Origin of the sequence: Parendozoicomonas verongulae (assembly GCF_009711465.1) — a bacterium.
Lineage (GTDB): Bacteria > Pseudomonadota > Gammaproteobacteria > Pseudomonadales > Endozoicomonadaceae > Sansalvadorimonas > Sansalvadorimonas verongulae.
Genome location: NZ_SMME01000688.1, coordinates 2,355 through 3,114 on the forward strand (window position 1 = coordinate 2,355; position 760 = coordinate 3,114).

Here is a 760-nt window from a genome sequence, read left to right on the forward strand (position 1 = left end):
CTGACAGGGAAATCGAGTTGGCACTGGGCCGGCATCTCCAGACTATTGGAGGCATGGATAACCTGAAAGCAGCTTTAGAGATATTCACCAGGCTGCGTACCCGGGCAGCCGGTGGGGTGGCAAATACTGCCTGTGATGATAAGGAGATCGAACTGGGTATAGCCGCTATTTTCCTTGATATGGGAGCGTGGGGATCATTTGATAATTTGCAACTCGAAAAACGGTTGTTTTCAGGGTTCGAAACCAGCCTGTTTTTTAGTGTGCGTAACTTCAGGGAATTAACGCAAGTTGAGACCATCTTACCTGAACATGCAGTTCTTCTGGGGCAAGCATTACATTGGGCAGCGCTTGCGGTAGAAAAAAGTGAAGGCACCAGTGCATCCTGCATCACTCAACTGAGTCACTGCTACCGCCTTTTATCCGTTTGGCCGAAATCTATGCTGAAAGCTTTGGATATTAAAGAAAACAAGCAACATGAGTTCAAACAGAAAGAAGAATCACTCTTTGCTCTAGCCCGCAACCTTGAACCCTATCGAAATAAACTGAAGAAAAATGAACCCTGGAGACAAAGGGAGCAACAGCTATTGAAGCGTATGACTACCTCCCCACATTAAATCTCAGACCGCCCTGTCAGTGACCGTGACGAGTGTTGAACCTTTGTACCCTCGCCAGAATCCATACCAGACATTGGCTTCACGAACACTTCCAGGCACAAAGGCTTATTCAGCGCATGAACTTACAACCAAACTATGGAGGAGGC

Annotated in this window: 1 protein-coding gene; it reads left to right on the top strand. The window is 47.2% G+C overall.

What is annotated here, in order from left to right; all coding sequences use genetic code 11:
* The coding region (locus E1189_RS02875) for a hypothetical protein (protein WP_196221115.1) at positions 1–614 on the top strand (614 nt) is incomplete at its 5' end.
* Positions 615–760: the final 146 nt, after the last annotated feature.